Here is a 14,521-nt window from a genome sequence, read left to right as displayed (position 1 = left end):
ATTTGATTTTATTTTTTTACAAAATTAAATAAAAAACCCTAAAAACGATGCGAAAATTGTAAGACATATTTCGTTTAACTGAGATTTGTGTATTTTCTAAAAATCAGAATTATTTACTGTGATTTTATATGAAATATATAATAAATACTTGCGTTTTTGTCCGTTAAAGAACCTAACTATTGATAAATTTTGTATTAAAATGAAATTACTAATTCACAAATAAACATCAATTTGTTTTGAAATCTTCATTCGTGCTATCTTTGCACCGGTCAACACTTAACTAACAAGCGGAAATCTTTACCTGATCAATCCTTAAAAGTATGAAAAGAAGAATCATTCAAACTTCAGACGGCTCAACTACTATTCAAATTGAAGATTGGGACGAATGCTATCATTCTAAACATGGAGCCATCCAAGAAGCTAAACATGTTTTTATTAAAAACGGATTGGCTTTGTTTTCTGCTCAGAAGGTTTCAATTCTAGAAATTGGTTTTGGAACAGGGCTCAATGCTTTTATAACTTTTTTGGAAGCTAAAAAACGAAATCAAACTATTGATTATGTTGGAGTAGAAGCTTATCCTGTTTCGGTTGAGGAATTAAAAGGGATGAATTATGTAGAGGAACTTGAAGTGTTGGAGTATGAATCCATTTTTGAAAAATTGCATAATGATGCCTGGGAACAGTCCAATGTAATAGATAAAGATTTTTGTTTAACAAAAAGACAACAATTTTTTGAAGCTATTGATGATGTTGGACAGTATGATTTGATTTATTTTGATGCTTTTGGCTACAGAGTTCAACCTGATTTGTGGAGTACTGCAATTTTTAAAAAAATGTTTACTGCACTCAAAAACAATGGTATATTGGTAACTTATGCTGCTAGAGGAGTGGTTAAAAGAAGTATGATTGAAGTAGGTTTTAAAGTAGAAAAATTAGCTGGACCACCTGGTAAAAGAGAAATGTTTCGTGCAACGAAGCTCGTCCCTTGAAAACACTACGAAAACGTTTTTAGCTATGAAAAATGAGTTTAAAAAAAGAATAAATCTTAGTTAATTATGTAAAAGCTAAAAATAAAAAGATTAAATTTACTGCAAGATAACCCCAAAAATCTTATTTAATTATGTCGAAAATAATGTTTGATTACACTAAATCAGTGTTAGAAAGAGTAAGTTTTGATCCCATCCTTTTTTGTAAAGAATTAGAAAAAGCCATAAGAACTTTATTACCGTATGAATTGGAACAACTAAAAGAATGGTTATTTGATTTTACTTATGAAAAGCCAGAATTAAAACAATGTCTTGTTATAGTAAATAGATAAAAAAAAGGAACCAATTGGTTCCTTTTTTTATACTTATTTTTTCTGGACAGGACTTATTATTTCTACATTCTGGAAAACAATTGCTCCTTTTATGACTCCAGCGATTGTGTTTCGTAGGGCATCTATTATCTGAATTTTCAGCTCATTTTTTGGATAAATTAAACTAATTTCTCTTGCTGGTTTTGGTTCAATAAAATGTCTTAGTTTTAGTTTATCGGTTTCTTTTAAATCTAAGGTATGAAGGTAAGGGAGCAAAGTAGTACCAAGACCTTCATCGGCTAATTTGATTAATGTTTCGAAACTACCACTTTCAATAGTGAAGTGATTTACTTCGTTTGAATTACTGTTTTTACACAAATTCAAAATACCGTCTCTAAAGCAGTGTCCATCTTGTAGTAACAGGATTTCGTCTAAATTCAAATCGCTAACTTCGATTTCTTTTTTCGAGAAATGTTGGTGTTCTTCTGGAATGTATGCTACAAAAGGTTCATAATACAAAGGGATTTCTTTTATTTTATCTTCTAAAAGAGGCGTAGCTGCAATGGCGGCATCTAAATGACCATTGTTTAGTTTGGTAATGATATCTGCGGTATTAAGTTCCTCGATAATCAAGCGTATTTTTGGATACTTTTTGATGAAATTTTTTAAAAACATTGGTAATAAAGTAGGCATGATCGTTGGAATGATTCCCAAGCGGAATTCCCCACCTATGAATCCTTTTTGTTGTTCAACGATATCTTGAATACGATCGGCTTCGTTTACAATATTTTTGGCTTGTGTAACTATTTTTTGACCAATGTCGGTAAGTTGAATGGGTTTTTTGGTGCGGTCAAATATTTGAATGTTTAATTCTTCTTCTATTTTTTGAATTTGCATACTCAATGTGGGTTGAGTAACAAAGCATTTTTCTGCAGCAAGGGTGAAATTTTTATGTTCAGCAACAGCAAGAACATACTTAAGTTGAGTGATTGTCATTGATAGTAATATTTGATGTAAATATAAAAACAATCAATTTAACTGATGCCGCTTTCGCCTTAAATTATGGGTAATTTTGCAACATATTTAAAAGTGAATTATTATGAGACTAAATACTATTGGTTTACCAATACAAGAGACAGAAAAAATTGTAATAGAATTGAACGTTTTGTTGTCTAATTTTCAAGTGTATTACCAAAGTTTGAGAGGAATGCATTGGAATATTAGAGGGAAACGTTTTTTTGACTTGCACCTTAAATTTGAAGAATTGTATAATGATTCACAGCTGAAGATCGATTTAATTGCAGAGCGTGTACTTACACTTGGAGGAACTCCTTTACATACTTTTGATGACTATATAAAGCACAACCAACTAGAAGTGGGTAAAGATATTTCAAATGACGAAAAGGCGATTCAACTGATTGTTGATTCTTTGGCTAGTCTACTAACGATCGAAAGAAAGATATTAGAAAATGCTTCGGCTATTAATGACGAAGGAACGAGCTCTATGATGAGTGATTTTATTGTAGAACAGGAAAAAACAATATGGATGATGCAGGCTTGGTTGGCTTAATCATTCTAAATTTCAATTTAGATAAAAAACAGAAGCTTTTGTACTTCTGTTTTTATGTCTAAATATCAATCTTCTTCTAAATTTTCATTGAATGAAGAGGGTAATAATGTTGGTATAAATTTAATTAGAATTGGAAGCAATAAACTACCGCCTGGTAATAAAAATATGGTAAGTGAAGGTATTGTTTTGCAGATATCTAAGATTTGTTTTCTGATTTTTTTCTTCTCTTTTTCATCAAGATCACGATGGGTTGAATGTGCCAAGAGTATCATTAATTCTTTGCTTTCCAAAATTTCTTTAACCAATCTATTTTTATTTCGGGTCACCAAAGTTACCACACTTTCGGTAGTCTGGTCGTAAAAATGCTTAACAGGATTGGAATAATTAAAATAAGGAATTTCACTTTTGTATTTTGTGATGAAATCATTGGTATGATGAATTGATGCTGCAACAAATTCATCGGATTCATTGAGAATAGTGCCTAAAGTATGTAAAAAATAGGCCTCTTCTTTTTCTATTACCCCATCGCTCCAAAGAGCCATACCAGTAATGTCGATTAGGTATTTTTTTTCTAAATCATGAGTGAAATAATCGAGTTCTAATGTTTCTAAAGACAATGAGGCATTTTTAGAAAATTTAGTATAACGAATTGAAGCTTCAAAAAGTTTGATTAGTAAGTCGTCATACTGCGTTTTGTTGCTTTTTATTTTTAGAGCCAAAGCCACAATATTGACAACGGTTTCTTCAATACGTTTCAAGTATTTTTCAGGGATTTCTCCGTTTTTCAAGTATTGGCAAAAAGCCAAAACATCTATAAATAAAAGAGCATTAGTCACTAAATGTGAAAAATTTTTATTGATGATGCCATCGTTGGTTTGTACTCTTTCATCAATAAATTTTTCTAAAGTTAAAGATCTACTGTTTTTGGGTAATATTTTTTTGAGTAGGCTGAAACCTTGTGGATTCATCTGATTGTAAAATTCCAAAGCTTTTGTTACAAACAGTTCAGGCGTTTTGTTGGATTCGGATAAGCAAAAAGCTCCATAAAGTGTATTTAGTAAAGCAACTTTTGAGATTTCTTCCTTAAACCATCTTTTGGAATCAATGGGGTTTATGGTGTTGAACGAAATAATATGACCATAAATAAATCCAGTCTCCCTTGTTTTAAGATAAAATGAAGCACTGTTGTCTGATGAAAGTTCTTCAGAAAACGGTTGTTCTATAAAAAATTTGTCTATCCAACCAGGAGCAGATGGGTTAATCATTGTTATGTTTTGAAGTTGCAAAGCTATGTTTTTTTACAACGACAATAGTTAGTAAAAGTTAAACTTTAGTTTAAAATTAATAAGAGCTTCTTGATTTGCAATTTTGTTCGCAAAGGCTAATGATTTCTTGAATTCGATTTTGTCTAGTTTCTACTCTTTTAGCTTGATTAAGCCAGTATAAATAACTTTTTCGGTAAGAAGGACTAAAAGCTTGATAATTGCTCCAAGCTTTTGGGTTATCATCAAACGCAAGTTGTAAATCTTCTGGAATGATATGGTTTTCTACATCGTCAAGGGAGTTCCAAGAACCATTCTGCTTTGCGATTTCAATTTTCCGTAAACCACTTTCATGCATAATATTTTCTTGAATCAGTTTTTCGATATAGGTTTTGTTTAATTTACTCCAAACACTTTTGTCTTTCCTTGGAGTAAAAAGCTGTTTGCGTTGGTGTTCGTCCATTTTTTTTACAGTCGAATCTATCCAACCATAACAGATGGCTACTTGAACGGCTTCTTCCCAGCGCATGCTTTCAAAAGTACTGCTAACTTTGTAAAACAGCAGATAAACGCCTTTCGACGAATGGTGGTTTTCATGAAGCCATGTTCGCCATTCGTTTGCATTTTTAAAATATAAATGTTCTTTTTCTTCCAAATGTTTTAGGTTTAAGAGATGAAGAGTGCTTCAGCTGCTTCCCAGTTTACAACGTTCCAAAAAGAAGCTATATAGTCGGCTCTTCTGTTTTGGTTTTTTAAATAATAAGCATGTTCCCATACGTCTAGTGCCAAAACAGGTTTTCCTTTGGCAACAATCGTAGGTAAACTCATTAGTGGATTATCTTGGTTTGGAGTCGAGGTAATGGTTAGTTTTCCGTTGCTAACCACTAGCCATGCCCATCCTGAACCAAAGCGTTTTGCGGCGGCATCGGCAAATTGCTTTTTGAAAGCATCAAATGAGCCAAATGTTGTATTTATGGCTTCGCCTAGTTTTCCTTTTGGTTCACCACCACCGTTGGGTTTCATTAAACTCCAAAATAAACTATGATTGTAATGACCTCCACCATTGTTGCGAATTGCTTCAGGAAACAGACTCATATTTTCGAAAATTGAAGAAAGATTTTTTGCTTTATCCACTATGGCTTTGTCTAAAGTCTCAACAGCTTTATTAAGATTGGTGACGTAAGCTTGATGGTGTTTTGAATAATGGATTTCCATAGTTAGTTTGTCTATGTGAGGCTCCAAAGCATCATAAGAGTAGGGTAATTTGGGCAAAGTGTAGGCCGCTTCTTGTGTGTTTAACAAGTCATCATGAAAAATAAATGATGCTGAATCACTTGTGTTTGCAGCTAAACTCGAATTGATAATTGAACTTCCCATGAAAATTCCTGTTGAAAGAAGAGCCGATTTTTTGATAAAATCTCTTCTACTGCTGTTGTTTTCCATTTTTTTTGAATTAGTTGATTAAGTATGTTTTTGGAATTATTTTGACTTTTCTCCCACAAAATTATGATTGGGAGATTTAAAAAGTATATTAAATGTAGTTAATGTGCCGTAAATTCGAGTCAGATATTGTTGTAATTCGATTTTTTCGATTTCCTCCATTTTGCTTGAATTGATTTTTTGCTCCATAACTCTTAAACGGTCTCTTACCATTATTATTTTATGAAAAAAGGTATCGATTGGTATTTCTTTTGAGGCCAATCCTGCTTGTCCTGGCTCAAGGATAATTTTGCCGCCTTTCCATTTATCAGCTATCGGAACAATTTCGGAGACATCAGACCATTTTTGTAATAATTTTTTTAGAGTAGTTTCTACTTCATAAAAACTTATGGTGTCGACTTCGTTTTCTGCTGCTTCGATGATTTCAAAGGTACTGTCTAATGCTATGGTTTCTAATCCAGAGTCGATAAAGGTAACCCAATAGTCTGTAGAAGTTACATTGGTTATTACTCCTTTGCCTAATTTTTCGTGATGAATTCGTGATCCAATTCCTAGTATTTTCATGGTTTTTTGATATTTTTTTTCTTAAAATAGTATTAAATTGAAAAGTGTTTTAAAATTCATTTTTTGGTATGGTTTTCGTAAATTTATGTTCAAGCTTTAAAAAAAACATGATATGAAAAAAGTGAATTTGATAGTCATATTTATAGCTCTGACTTTAACCGCTTGCCATGCAACCAAAAATACAACAAAATCATCAAATTCTCTACAAGGAGAATGGGTGTTAACTTATATCAGTGGTCCAAGAATTGCTTTTGAAGGACTTTATCCGAATCAAAAACCTACTATCAATTTTGATGTGACATTTAAAAAAGTGTTTGGAAAAAATAGTTGTAATAATTATTCGGGTATGCTCAATCTAGATGGGAGTAAGATAAGTTTCAAGGATAGTAAAATGGCTGTTACTATGATGGCATGTCCAGGAAATGGAGATAGTGTTTATATGGACATGCTCGAAAAAGTAGATAGCTTTACTATCTCAGCTGATGGAAAAGAATTAATCATGACACGTAATGGAGTTCGTTTACTGCGATTTGAGAAAAAATAATTTTAATGCACAAAAGATGAAAAGCGTCTGTAGTATATTGTTTAGAGCTAGTATATTATATATTGGGAGTTATTTCTAAGTCATAAAAATAATTAAAATAGAGTCTTACTGTGTTTTGTGAGTTTAAAGTCCTAAATTCATGACTTATTTATTTTATTAATTAATACTATTTTAAAATGAAGCAAATCCCCATTCTATTTGTAATTATATTTTTGTTTTGTTTTTCTTGTAAAAAGGAAGACAAAGACACGTCAACCAACCTTACCGAAATTAAAGCAGATTCAGTTGCAGGAATGCCACTCGACACTATTTATGCAGATGATAATTCAGAGACGTCATTGGATTGGGATGGAGTGTATGCAGGAATAACACCTTGTGCTAATTGTAAAGGTATAGAGATTGAACTAGTTTTAAGAAAAGATAAAACTTTTGTTTTGAAAACTAAGTATGTTGGTAAAGGTGCTGAAAAAATTAATACAGAAAAAGGAACTTTTTCTTGGGATGAATCAGGATCTGTAATTGTTTTGCATGGTTTAGAATATAAGCCAAATCAATATAAAGTAGGCGAAAATCATTTGGTTCAAATGGATAGGCAAGGTAAAGTAGTAGAAGGAAGTTTAGCTTCGAAATATATCCTTCAAAAAAAGTAGGCCTTCCTTTTTGAAAAAAAAAGCTCAACATTTGAAATTAGATGTTGAGCTTTTTTTAATGCTATTTGGTTAATGTTAAATCATAACCGTACAAATGTTCGTCGCGAACAAAACCCATTTTCTGATATAAATTTTGCGCCACAAAATTATTTTTTGCTGTTCGAAGGCGAATAATGGGTGAGCCAATTTCTTGTGCAAATTTTTTTGTTTCCTCAATTAATGCTCTTGCAGTACCTTTTTTTCGGATAGAAGAATCAACAAATAAATCGTTTAGAATCAAAATTTTGCTTAGCAACAGCGAAGAAAAGGTAATATAATTTAAAGCAAATCCTATGGCTTTATTTTCTTCATCAAAAGCCATAAATACAATGGCGTCGTTATTTTCTAGTCGTTCTGTTAAAAAGTTTTTATGCGTTTTGATATCGGATGGTTTTTTATAAAAAACTAAATATTGATCAAATAAAATAGTTAATGCATCAATGTCGGTGAGGGTGGCTTTTCTAATCATAACGGTTTGTTTTGTTAATAAAATTACAATTTTATTTTTATTCCGACAAAATTCTGGATATACATAAAAAAAAAGAGAAATTGTTATAATTTCTCTTAATGTGTTTTGTATGGGATAAGTTTAGAACTTTAATTGGTACACTTCATCTAAATCTTTGTTTGAACTAATGTTGACCTGCAAATCAGTTACAAATCCAGAATTCAAACCATAAACCCATCCGTGTAAAGTAAGTTCTTGTCCATTTTTCCATGCTGATTGAACAATGGATGTTTTGGCTAAATCAAAGACTTGTTCTTTTACATTTATTTCTACAAAAGTATTGAATCGTTTTTCTTCATCTTCTATAGAATCTAGGTATTCATAATGTAAGCGATATACGTCTTTGATGTGTCGAATCCAGTTATCTATAATTCCAATAGAACTATTTCCCATAGCAGCTTTGATTCCACCGCAACCATAATGACCACAAACCAAAACGTGTTTTACTTTTAAGACATTAACGGCATAATCCAATACACTTAGCATGTTCATATCGGTATGAACTACCATGTTAGCAATATTTCTATGAACAAAAACTTCGCCTGGTTTAGCACCAATGATTTCGTTTGCAGGAACACGACTGTCAGAACATCCAATCCATAGCAAGGGTGGGGTTTGTCCTTTGGCTAAATCTTGAAAATAATTAGGATCTTTAGCTAAAGATTGTTCAACCCATTCTTTGTTGTTGTCTAGTATTTTTTTATAAAAATCACTCATTTTTTTTACTAATTGATTTAAAAGGTTTCTTTTTCTACCATTTTGCGTTTTACAAAATCATAATGATGTTCAACGGTGACATGATTAGGGTTTTCTGTGTTTTCAAGTCGATATTCATCTTTAAAGTTTTTTAATTTAACTTTAATATTGAGATCTTTAGATCTGATTTCTTTAAATTCAGTAATCAAATCTAAAACATCATGAGCTATATATATAGTCTCTTTGGCGTCGATAACTACTTTTGAGTTTTCAGGGATTTTAGCCAAAGTTGATTTGATAGCTGCTTTATTTAAAAAGGAAACTTCTTGGGCTAAATCAATATGGATAATATCTCCGTCTTCATAAATTTCTTTTCTGAAACTATAGGCTCTTTTTAAGTTTCCTCTCAACACGAATAGGATGCTGATGACAATGCCTAAGGCGACGCCTTTTAGTAAATCAGTAAACACTACTGCTAGTAAAGTAGCTATAAATGGAGTAAATTGATATTTTCCATAATGCCAAAAATGAAGAAAAGTGGCTGGTTTGGCTAGTTTGTATCCTACTAATAATAGAATTGCTGCAAGAGTCGCTAGTGGAATTTTATTTAGAATAGACGGAATCGCGATTACGCTAATTAATAGTAAAACGCCGTGAATAATAGCGGCCATTTTTGATTTGGCTCCTGCATTATTGTTAGCGGAAGTCCTAACCACAACAGATGTCATTGGTAAACCTCCTAAAAGTGAGCTTATAATATTTCCAATTCCTTGAGCTTTTAATTCTACATTGGGATTGGTGTATCTTTTCTGTAAATCCATTCTGTCGGCGGCTTCAATGCATAATAACGTTTCTATCGAAGCAACAATAGCTATGGTTAGAGCTACAATCCATACCTTTTGATTGGTTATACTCGAAAAATTTGGAGTGATAAGTATGTTTTTAAATTCTTCAAAGGATGTTGGAATGGGTAGAGAAACTAAATGTTCTTTTTGAATTGCTAAGGTACTATCACTTGCTATGAATATTTCATTTAAAATTACACCTACAACTACAGCAACCAGGGCGCCAGGAATTAGTTTTAGTTTTTTTAGAGCAGGAAGTTTGTCCCATGCAATTAATATTGTAAGCGAAATTAGTGTTATAACTATTGAGCCTAATTGAATATAATCGAAGAAACCTAAAAGTGAAGAAAAAGTATTGCCTCCATCGGTTTGGAAAAAGGCTTCATCACCTTCAAAGTCGGTGTCATAACCAACCGCATGGGGTAATTGTTTTAAAATAATAATAATTCCGATACCGGCCAGCATGCCTTCAATTACATTGTTTGGAAAATAATTTGAAATACTTCCTGCTTTGATAAAACCTAATAAAAGTTGTATTACACCTGCTAAAAAAACAGCTAATAAAAAGACGTCAAAAGCTTTAAGATCGGTTATGGAGGTTAGTACTATCGCAGTTAATCCTGCGGCAGGACCTGATACACTTATATGTGATTGGCTAAAGTAACCCACGATAATTCCTCCAATTACTCCTGATATAATACCAGAAAATAATGGTGCACCAGAAGCCATTGCGATACCTAAGCACAAGGGTAAGGCTACTAAAAAAACCACTAACCCCGCGGCAAAGTCAGAGTTAAGGTTGGTAAATAAATTTACGTTTTTTGACATTTAATTCAGAAATAAATTAGTTAAAAAGATGTTTTTTACACATCTAAAAATGTTCTTATTTAGACTAATCGGGCTTTCTGAGGAGGAGGTGTGTTTATTTTCTGAATAGGATTGTTAGAAAACGAAAAAACCTCCATACTGCTTCTTTTGGAAGATGTATTTATTGTTTTTTTGGGAATATTAATCTCTATTGGTTGTTCAAAAGAAGCTATTTTTTTTTCTTCATTAGTATCATCTTCTTCTATTGCTTCTTTTGTGAAGCTAATGGTTGTTTTCTTTTCAATAATTGAAACAATTGAGGGCTTGAATAGAAACAAGATGAAAAATAATAATAATAGGGTGGCAAATGGCTTCATTTTTTTGCGTAATTGAGTTGTAAAAATACAGAATTAAATAAAGGGGCATACAATGAAGTTGAAAATATAGTAAATCGTTATGGACTGATGCTTCAAGAAATGACTTTTAGACTTTATGTTTTATTTTTTTACTCACCCTTTTTGATGATTTTTAAAATTGATTAAAATTATATATTTTTATAGACACCCCTATTTTTTTAGGGGGTATTATTTTTTTTAATATAATTTTTTAAAACAAAACCCTTTGTTTTAGTGATTTTGTGTAACAAAAAGTTAAAATTCCATTCAAGTGCCCATTATTGTTTTTTTAAAAATTAGCTCTTTAAATAGCATATTGATATTATTTTTTATTGAAATTTTTGATTTGATAATTCTTTATCAAAATCGGCAAAAAGTTATTTTTTTTTAGGAGTTGTTAGAAAAAAAGGTAATAAATTCGTCAAAGAAAAAGGAAAAAAAACCTACAAAAGGTACTTTCTTTTAGGTTCGATTTTTAGCTAAAATCATTTCGAATACCAAAAAACAATAACCAAATAATTGAAATTTTAACCAAAATTAAATGCACATGAAAAAAGCCACCTTAATTTTAGCTTTATTGCTTACGTCTAACTTAATTTTAGCTCAAGAGGAAGGAACAAAAACGCCTCCAACAACAACTTTTGCCGGTTCTGCCGATGCTTATTATAAATATGATTTTGCTAATAATATAGCAAACAATAAAACCAGTTTTACCAATTCTAGTAATTCTTTTGAACTAGGTATGGCTTCTATCGAAGCGTCACACAAGTTTGGTAAAGCCTCTGTGTTTGTTGATCTAGGATTTGGTAAAAGAGCTGCTGATTTTTCATATAATGATACATCACCAAATGATAATGCTACTTTCTTAATTAAACAATTGAATTTTACTTATGAATTATCAGATAAGTTTAAAATAATTGCTGGTAGTTTTGCTACACATGTTGGTTATGAATTAGTGGATGCTGTTGATAATAAAAACTACAGTATGTCGTATGCATTTACCAATGGACCTTTTTTTAATACAGGGGTTAAAGCACAGTATACTGCTGGTAAATTTGGATTGATGGCAGGTATTACTAATCCAACCGATTTCAAAACAGCATTAGATAGTGGAACGGATCAAAAAACGTATATAGCTCAACTTTCTTATACTGGAGAAACTGGAGCTGTTTACTTGAACTTTACTTCTGGAAGTAACAATCCAGCCTCTGATACAAATACCACGCAGTATGATATTGTGGCTACTAAAAAATTAGGTGACAAATTTGCTTTAGGGTTTAATGGAACTTATGCTTCTTTGAAAGATGATGCAGATAGTTCACTTGATGCTAGTTGGTTTGCTTTAGTGGGTTATGCTAACTATTCATTTACTGATAAAGTAAGTTTGGCATATAGAATTGAATATTTTGACGATAAAGATGCTGCAAAATACGCTGTAATTGATAATAATGTTTTTGCTAATACATTATCACTTAATTTCAAAGAAGGAAATTTTACTTTCATTCCAGAGATTCGATTTGATTCTTCTTCAAAAGATATTTTCTTTAAAAGTAATGGTGTAGCTTCTAGTTCTGCGGGTAATATCTTATTTGCGACTACTTACTCCTTCTAATCACAAGCTATTTTTTTTTCTGTCATGACACTTTTTAAAGTGTTGTGACAGTTTTTTTATACTGCTTGATTTCCATTGAAATCAAGCAGTATTTTTGTTTAGTTGGTAAAATATTTTTTCCTAAACCAAAAAGCTAAATTAACTAATGCTATTAATGCTGGAACTTCTACTAATGGTCCAATAACTCCTGCAAAAGCTTGTCCGCTATTAATGCCAAAAACCCCAATACTAACAGCAATGGCTAGTTCGAAATTGTTTCCAGTTGCAGTAAAAGCAATCGCAGTAGCTTTAGAATAATCGGCACCAAAATATTTGCCTGCAAAAAAGCTAAGAACAAACATCAGGCTGAAGTAGATTACAAGAGGTATAGCAATTCGGACTACATCAAGTGGGATTTGAACAATTAATTCTCCTTTAAGACTAAACATTATTACAATTGTAAATAAAAGTGCAATTAAAGTAATTGGAGAAATCATTGGTATGTATTTTTTATCAAACCATTCTTGTCCTTTCAGGGCAATTAAGCTATATCCACTTATTATTCCCAGTGCAAATGGAATTCCTAGATAAATGCCAACACTTTCTGCAATTTGACCAATACTGATGGCTACATCAAAACCTGAATAGCCAAAATAGGGAGGGAACACTGAAATGAATAGGTAAGCATATATACTGTATAGTAAGACTTGAAATATACTGTTTAAGGCGATTAAACCAGCAGCATATTCTCTGTTTCCGTCTGCCAAATCGTTCCAAACAACAACCATTGCAATACATCTTGCTAGTCCGATTAGGATAACACCAATCATATATTCTGGATAGCCATTTAAGAAGATTAAAGCTAAGAAAAACATCAAAATTGGTCCAATAATCCAGTTCAAGAATAATGAAGTTCCAAGTACTTTGGTGTTTTGGAAGACCTCATTTATTTTGCTATAGTTTACTTTTGCTAGAGGTGGGTACATCATAATAATCAATCCAATGGCTAATGGGATATTAGTGGTTCCACTTGAAAAGGAATTGATGAAAGTGCTACTCGAAGGAATGAAATACCCAATACTTACGCCTAAAGCCATAGCTAAGAAAATCCACAGTGTTAAATTTTTATCTAAAAAACCAAGTTTTTTTCGAGCAACAACAGGTGTGCAATTATTTGCTGACATAAATTATAATGATTTAATTTGACTAAAAACATACAGTAACTCGGTAGCAATTTGTAGGCTTCTTTCTTGATATTTTTCTGCTTGTAAAGGGGTATCATCAAAAGCTTTTGGATCCTCAAAAGTGATAGGGATTCTTTTTTCGGCCCCAGCAATAAAAGGACATCCACCATCTGCTTGCGAGCAGGTTAGAATGGCAGCAAATTCGCTTTGAGGATTAAAATCGTCTTCATAATTTTTTGAGAATCCGATTATGGGGTAATCATTAGTGTTAAATTTTATAGTGTAAATTGGATTATCTCCTTTGCTGATAACTTTTATTTCAAATCCTGAATTGGTCAAGGTTTCGGCTACTTTTGGAAATAAAGCAGTTGCTTCTGTACCGCCAGAATAACAAAATACATTTTTGATATTGTAATATGCAGCAGCAGTTTGAGCCCAAACTTGAGACAAATGACTTCTTCTAGAATTGTGGGTACAAATGAAGTTGAGGCGAATAGCTAATCCACTGTTTGTTTTAGATTGGATGAATTGAACAAGTGGTGCTAAAACTTGTTTTCTTTCCTCGGAAATGGTGTCAAAACTGAGTTGTTCTATAGTTGATTTAATTTTTGGAAACATAAAATAGAATTTAAATGTGATATGTATTAGCAACAACTACCTCCAGGAATGCAAGAATTTTTTGAAGTAGTCAGTTCTTGTAGAGAAATATGTTGTTTTTCGGCTGGAATGCCACAGTTATCTTGTGCTAAACAATTGGTTTGCTTACTTAACAATAAAAAATGATTGCCATTGAATCCTATATCATACTTGCCGATAGTCTCGTTTTGGTATTCTACTTCAATTTCTAGATCATCAATTCCAAGTACTTTTTCGGAGAGATCGATGATGTTTAGTAATTTGCTTGGTTTTAGTCGGTGATCGGTATCATTGGCATTCCATAATTGAAAATTAACGACCTTTTCTTCACGTACCGTTCCGCCGCAATCAATGAATTTTTTGGTTATGATTCCAACTTCTGTCACATGAAAATGAATAGGTACCATTTGTCCGTTGGGTAAACTAAAGTTAACATCCTCTAGTTTTTCTAAAATTGATTTTACTTCTGAAAGTTTCATGATTATTTATTTTA

Annotated in this window: 18 protein-coding genes; 6 read left to right on the top strand and 12 right to left on the bottom strand. The window is 32.0% G+C overall.

What is annotated here, in order from left to right:
• Positions 1–320 precede the first annotated feature (320 nt).
• Together mnmC2 and WFZ86_RS03955 are read left to right on the top strand one after the other, a co-directional pair.
• Positions 321–989 carry a tRNA (5-methylaminomethyl-2-thiouridine)(34)-methyltransferase MnmC2 gene (gene mnmC2, locus WFZ86_RS03960; protein ID WP_342690729.1) on the top strand — a complete coding sequence of 223 codons (669 nt, stop codon included), beginning with the start codon at positions 321–323 and terminating at the stop codon, positions 987–989.
• Between the two features lie 131 nt (positions 990–1,120).
• Complete coding sequence (locus WFZ86_RS03955) at positions 1,121–1,318, top strand: hypothetical protein (RefSeq protein WP_159683969.1); 198 nt, start codon at positions 1,121–1,123, stop codon at positions 1,316–1,318.
• Between the two features lie 33 nt (positions 1,319–1,351).
• On the opposite strand, the gene WFZ86_RS03950 is transcribed toward WFZ86_RS03955, so the two are convergent.
• Complete coding sequence (locus tag WFZ86_RS03950; protein WP_342690728.1) at positions 1,352–2,293, bottom strand: LysR substrate-binding domain-containing protein; 942 nt, start codon at positions 2,291–2,293, stop codon at positions 1,352–1,354.
• 103 nt (positions 2,294–2,396) lie between these two features.
• Between WFZ86_RS03950 and WFZ86_RS03945 the strand changes: the two genes are divergently transcribed.
• Positions 2,397–2,867, top strand: a complete 471-nt coding sequence (locus WFZ86_RS03945) for a Dps family protein (protein ID WP_342690727.1) — start codon at positions 2,397–2,399, stop codon at positions 2,865–2,867.
• A gap of 65 nt (positions 2,868–2,932) precedes the next feature.
• On the opposite strand, the gene WFZ86_RS03940 is transcribed toward WFZ86_RS03945, so the two are convergent.
• From WFZ86_RS03940 to WFZ86_RS03925, 4 genes are all read right to left on the bottom strand, one after another.
• Complete coding sequence (locus tag WFZ86_RS03940; RefSeq protein ID WP_342690726.1) at positions 2,933–4,132, bottom strand: LETM1-related biofilm-associated protein; 1,200 nt, start codon at positions 4,130–4,132, stop codon at positions 2,933–2,935.
• A 76-nt stretch (positions 4,133–4,208) separates the two neighbouring features.
• Positions 4,209–4,784, bottom strand: coding sequence for a YdeI/OmpD-associated family protein (locus tag WFZ86_RS03935; protein WP_342690725.1), 576 nt, complete (start codon positions 4,782–4,784; stop codon positions 4,209–4,211).
• Positions 4,785–4,795: 11 nt separating this feature from the next.
• The gene (locus WFZ86_RS03930) at positions 4,796–5,572 is read right to left on the bottom strand and encodes a superoxide dismutase (protein WP_342690724.1); all 777 of its coding nucleotides are present in this window, start codon (positions 5,570–5,572) and stop codon (positions 4,796–4,798) included.
• Between the two features lie 36 nt (positions 5,573–5,608).
• Positions 5,609–6,133 carry a hypothetical protein gene (locus WFZ86_RS03925; protein ID WP_342690723.1) on the bottom strand — a complete coding sequence of 175 codons (525 nt, stop codon included), beginning with the start codon at positions 6,131–6,133 and terminating at the stop codon, positions 5,609–5,611.
• Between the two features lie 112 nt (positions 6,134–6,245).
• Here WFZ86_RS03925 and WFZ86_RS03920 point away from each other — a divergent pair, with 112 nt between their 5' ends.
• Both WFZ86_RS03920 and WFZ86_RS03915 read left to right on the top strand, forming a co-directional pair.
• Complete coding sequence (locus WFZ86_RS03920) at positions 6,246–6,677, top strand: META domain-containing protein (RefSeq protein ID WP_342690722.1); 432 nt, start codon at positions 6,246–6,248, stop codon at positions 6,675–6,677.
• 176 nt (positions 6,678–6,853) lie between these two features.
• Positions 6,854–7,327 (top strand): copper resistance protein NlpE, encoded by a 474-nt coding sequence (locus tag WFZ86_RS03915; protein WP_342690721.1) that lies wholly within the window; start codon positions 6,854–6,856, stop codon positions 7,325–7,327.
• Positions 7,328–7,388: 61 nt separating this feature from the next.
• Here WFZ86_RS03915 and WFZ86_RS03910 read toward each other — a convergent pair whose 3' ends face one another.
• The 4 genes from WFZ86_RS03910 to WFZ86_RS03895 all read right to left on the bottom strand — a co-directional run bounded on the left by WFZ86_RS03910 (position 7,389) and on the right by WFZ86_RS03895 (position 10,599).
• Positions 7,389–7,835: a GNAT family N-acetyltransferase gene (locus WFZ86_RS03910; RefSeq protein ID WP_342690720.1), complete on the bottom strand. Its 447-nt coding sequence runs from the start codon at positions 7,833–7,835 to the stop codon at positions 7,389–7,391.
• Positions 7,836–7,955: 120 nt separating this feature from the next.
• Positions 7,956–8,591: a carbonate dehydratase gene (gene can / locus WFZ86_RS03905; RefSeq protein WP_342690719.1), complete on the bottom strand. Its 636-nt coding sequence runs from the start codon at positions 8,589–8,591 to the stop codon at positions 7,956–7,958.
• Positions 8,592–8,608: 17 nt separating this feature from the next.
• Positions 8,609–10,243: a SulP family inorganic anion transporter gene (locus WFZ86_RS03900; protein ID WP_342690718.1), complete on the bottom strand. Its 1,635-nt coding sequence runs from the start codon at positions 10,241–10,243 to the stop codon at positions 8,609–8,611.
• 59 nt (positions 10,244–10,302) lie between these two features.
• Positions 10,303–10,599 carry a hypothetical protein gene (locus tag WFZ86_RS03895; protein ID WP_342690717.1) on the bottom strand — a complete coding sequence of 99 codons (297 nt, stop codon included), beginning with the start codon at positions 10,597–10,599 and terminating at the stop codon, positions 10,303–10,305.
• A 565-nt stretch (positions 10,600–11,164) separates the two neighbouring features.
• Here WFZ86_RS03895 and WFZ86_RS03890 point away from each other — a divergent pair.
• Positions 11,165–12,229: an outer membrane beta-barrel protein gene (locus WFZ86_RS03890; protein ID WP_342690716.1), complete on the top strand. Its 1,065-nt coding sequence runs from the start codon at positions 11,165–11,167 to the stop codon at positions 12,227–12,229.
• A 98-nt stretch (positions 12,230–12,327) separates the two neighbouring features.
• On the opposite strand, the gene arsB is transcribed toward WFZ86_RS03890, so the two are convergent.
• From arsB to WFZ86_RS03875, 3 genes are read right to left on the bottom strand one after another with little or no spacing between them, the layout of a single operon-like run.
• Positions 12,328–13,392 (bottom strand): ACR3 family arsenite efflux transporter, encoded by a 1,065-nt coding sequence (arsB, locus tag WFZ86_RS03885; RefSeq protein WP_342690715.1) that lies wholly within the window; start codon positions 13,390–13,392, stop codon positions 12,328–12,330.
• Between the two features lie 3 nt (positions 13,393–13,395).
• Positions 13,396–14,010 (bottom strand): arsenate-mycothiol transferase ArsC, encoded by a 615-nt coding sequence (locus WFZ86_RS03880; RefSeq protein WP_342690714.1) that lies wholly within the window; start codon positions 14,008–14,010, stop codon positions 13,396–13,398.
• Positions 14,011–14,036: 26 nt separating this feature from the next.
• Positions 14,037–14,507 carry a DUF6428 family protein gene (locus tag WFZ86_RS03875; RefSeq protein WP_342690713.1) on the bottom strand — a complete coding sequence of 157 codons (471 nt, stop codon included), beginning with the start codon at positions 14,505–14,507 and terminating at the stop codon, positions 14,037–14,039.
• Between the last annotated feature and the right edge of the window lie 14 nt (positions 14,508–14,521).

The sequence above is a fragment of the Flavobacterium polysaccharolyticum genome (genome assembly GCF_038739875.1).
Lineage (GTDB): Bacteria > Bacteroidota > Bacteroidia > Flavobacteriales > Flavobacteriaceae > Flavobacterium > Flavobacterium polysaccharolyticum.
Note: the sequence above shows the minus strand (reverse complement) of the source record. Positions and strands in the feature narration are given on the sequence as shown.

Coding starts and splice junctions, on each gene's coding strand:
- WFZ86_RS03895 (WP_342690717.1), bottom strand. CDS start 10,599: ATGAAGCCATTTGCCACCCTATTATTATTATTTTTCATCTTGTTTCTA.
- WFZ86_RS03950 (WP_342690728.1), bottom strand. CDS start 2,293: ATGACAATCACTCAACTTAAGTATGTTCTTGCTGTTGCTGAACATAAA.
- WFZ86_RS03955 (WP_159683969.1), top strand. CDS start 1,121: ATGTCGAAAATAATGTTTGATTACACTAAATCAGTGTTAGAAAGAGTA.
- WFZ86_RS03940 (WP_342690726.1), bottom strand. CDS start 4,132: ATGATTAACCCATCTGCTCCTGGTTGGATAGACAAATTTTTTATAGAA.
- WFZ86_RS03945 (WP_342690727.1), top strand. CDS start 2,397: ATGAGACTAAATACTATTGGTTTACCAATACAAGAGACAGAAAAAATT.
- WFZ86_RS03900 (WP_342690718.1), bottom strand. CDS start 10,243: ATGTCAAAAAACGTAAATTTATTTACCAACCTTAACTCTGACTTTGCC.
- WFZ86_RS03875 (WP_342690713.1), bottom strand. CDS start 14,507: ATGAAACTTTCAGAAGTAAAATCAATTTTAGAAAAACTAGAGGATGTT.
- WFZ86_RS03915 (WP_342690721.1), top strand. CDS start 6,854: ATGAAGCAAATCCCCATTCTATTTGTAATTATATTTTTGTTTTGTTTT.
- WFZ86_RS03890 (WP_342690716.1), top strand. CDS start 11,165: ATGAAAAAAGCCACCTTAATTTTAGCTTTATTGCTTACGTCTAACTTA.
- WFZ86_RS03880 (WP_342690714.1), bottom strand. CDS start 14,010: ATGTTTCCAAAAATTAAATCAACTATAGAACAACTCAGTTTTGACACC.
- WFZ86_RS03920 (WP_342690722.1), top strand. CDS start 6,246: ATGAAAAAAGTGAATTTGATAGTCATATTTATAGCTCTGACTTTAACC.
- mnmC2 (WP_342690729.1), top strand. CDS start 321: ATGAAAAGAAGAATCATTCAAACTTCAGACGGCTCAACTACTATTCAA.
- WFZ86_RS03925 (WP_342690723.1), bottom strand. CDS start 6,133: ATGAAAATACTAGGAATTGGATCACGAATTCATCACGAAAAATTAGGC.
- WFZ86_RS03910 (WP_342690720.1), bottom strand. CDS start 7,835: ATGATTAGAAAAGCCACCCTCACCGACATTGATGCATTAACTATTTTA.
- WFZ86_RS03930 (WP_342690724.1), bottom strand. CDS start 5,572: ATGGAAAACAACAGCAGTAGAAGAGATTTTATCAAAAAATCGGCTCTT.
- can (WP_342690719.1), bottom strand. CDS start 8,591: ATGAGTGATTTTTATAAAAAAATACTAGACAACAACAAAGAATGGGTT.
- arsB (WP_342690715.1), bottom strand. CDS start 13,392: ATGTCAGCAAATAATTGCACACCTGTTGTTGCTCGAAAAAAACTTGGT.